General features: G+C 55.1%; 4 protein-coding genes. All 4 read left to right on the forward strand.

Annotated elements, in window-relative coordinates:
- A partial coding sequence (locus VAE57_RS15655) for a HEPN domain-containing protein (RefSeq protein ID WP_322822793.1) occupies positions 1-236 on the forward strand: 236 nt, incomplete at its 5' end.
- Entirely contained in the window at positions 181-432 is a 252-nt protein-coding gene (locus VAE57_RS15660) for a nucleotidyltransferase domain-containing protein (protein WP_322822794.1), read from the forward strand. The genes VAE57_RS15655 and VAE57_RS15660, both read left to right, overlap by 56 nt.
- Positions 350-598 carry a hypothetical protein gene (locus VAE57_RS15665; RefSeq protein ID WP_322822796.1) on the forward strand — a complete coding sequence of 83 codons (249 nt, stop codon included), beginning with the start codon at positions 350-352 and terminating at the stop codon, positions 596-598. The genes VAE57_RS15660 and VAE57_RS15665 overlap by 83 nt, the downstream gene beginning before the upstream one ends.
- Before the next feature lie 297 nt (positions 599-895).
- The coding region (locus VAE57_RS15670) for an ArnT family glycosyltransferase (RefSeq protein ID WP_322822795.1) at positions 896-1,741 on the forward strand (846 nt) is incomplete at its 3' end.

A 1,741-nucleotide genomic window follows, 5' to 3' on the forward strand; every position in this document is an offset into this window, starting at 1 on the left:
GGGGCCATTCCCTTACAGACATGCTCAGGCGGCTGAGCCAGGAGCTGGCGGTTCCTGAAGAGGTGCTGGATAGTGCCCGCCTACTTGACCTGTACTACATACCACCTCGTTATCCGAACGGTTTTGCTGCTGGGAAGCCGGCTGATTACTTTAGTGAAACACAGGCACGGGAGGGATTGCATGCGGCGGATCGAGTCATTCGGTTCTGTGAAAGCTATCTCCCTGGATCGCGATGAGATTATACGCCGCTTGCGCGAGGGTGCCAATTCAGCACTGGCAACCTTTCCTCATTTGTGCGCCGTATACCTGATTGGGTCTCTGGCCAGAGGATCGCACTCGGGTACGAGCGATGTCGACCTCTTGCTGCGGGTCAGTGAGCGGGCAGCCAATCCAATCGAGGCAGTCCGACCATATTTTTTCGCGCCAACTTGACATCGGGATTGATCTGTTGCTCTGTGATGATACTTCTTTACCCGACATCGAGCAGATGATGGAAGGCAGTATCCTGCTCGCCAGTCGCGATGCAGGAGAGCATCCTGAACACCAGGCAGATGGATCGGGGCAGGCGAATAGCAGTGAGGGTCAAGTGGCGGGATGAGTTGTGGATGAACCAGCGCCACACCTGCCCGGTATATAGTAGGAATGGCGCTAATGCGTGGCTGCCAGGTAGCCACGTGACAAATCATGTGGTTCGCTGTTCGGAAAAGGTGACCAACCCGACAGAGAGTTCTCTGTCCGCTATCGATGGAGATTGCTTCTCCAGTATAGAAGCCTTGTCGCCACCTCTGTAATGTACCGTGAACAGCCTAGCCCCTCAGTGATGTGTTTCGCGTATCGCCAGATGGGTTCTGACCGAACTGATAGCAAGTAAGACAACAATACAGAGCACACTTCCATGACACAGACCGAGGTAGTCGTTGCACCGCCTGAACAAGTGGGAAGCAAACAACCTAAACCAGAGCAAGGTTTCTTAAATCTCAGTGTCGAAGAAAGGTGCGTCATAGCCTGGCTGGCCACACTTGCGCTGATTCATACGTTGATCTACGTGTTCCTGGTACCACCCTGGCAACATTACGACGAGCCGGGTCACTTTTTATACGCCGCGTACATTGTGCGCGGTGGAGTCACTGCCCCTGATGATGTTGTGATTGCCCGTGAAGTTGCTGACTCGATGTACCGTCACAACTTCTGGCCACCTGGGGTACGCCCCGATCTGCTCAGCCCACGTCCGCCTGGTATTCCCACCGATCAGCGGCATCATCCCCCTCTGTACTATAGCGTCATCGCAACCCTGATCGGCCCGTTCCGGTATATGTCGGTCGAATACCAGCTTTACCTCGGTCGCATATTCAGTGCATTCTTGATGATGTTGACCGTGATCGCGGTGTGGCGCATTGGCCTGACGATAACGCCTGATGAACCACAGATGGCACTGGTGCTGGCTGCACTGGTAGCCGGAACACCGGCATTCGTCGATCTAATGAGCGCACTCAACAGTGACGTCCTGATGAACTTTGCCGCGACCACAGCCTTTCTGGGGTTTGCTATCCTGATTCGCAACGGCTGGTGTGGTAGTGGCGTGCTGCTGGCGGTATTGGGAACGGGTGTTGCTCTTCTTACCAAGCGTACCGCAGCGCCACTGCTCATCCCGCTGCTGCTTGCGCTGTTATGGAGTGTGTACCGTCGTCCACTCCGCTGGTGGGTCTATCTCGTGGGTGGTAGTCTCGGCACCACTACCTTG

This window comes from Chloroflexus sp., assembly GCF_034434295.1.
GTDB lineage: Bacteria > Chloroflexota > Chloroflexia > Chloroflexales > Chloroflexaceae > Chloroflexus.

Bases quoted from the DNA above. Each gene is read 5' to 3' on its own strand.
- VAE57_RS15660 (WP_322822794.1), top strand. From the start codon at position 181: ATGCGGCGGATCGAGTCATTCGGTTCTGTGAAAGCTATCTCCCTGGAT.
- VAE57_RS15665 (WP_322822796.1), top strand. From the start codon at position 350: ATGTCGACCTCTTGCTGCGGGTCAGTGAGCGGGCAGCCAATCCAATCG.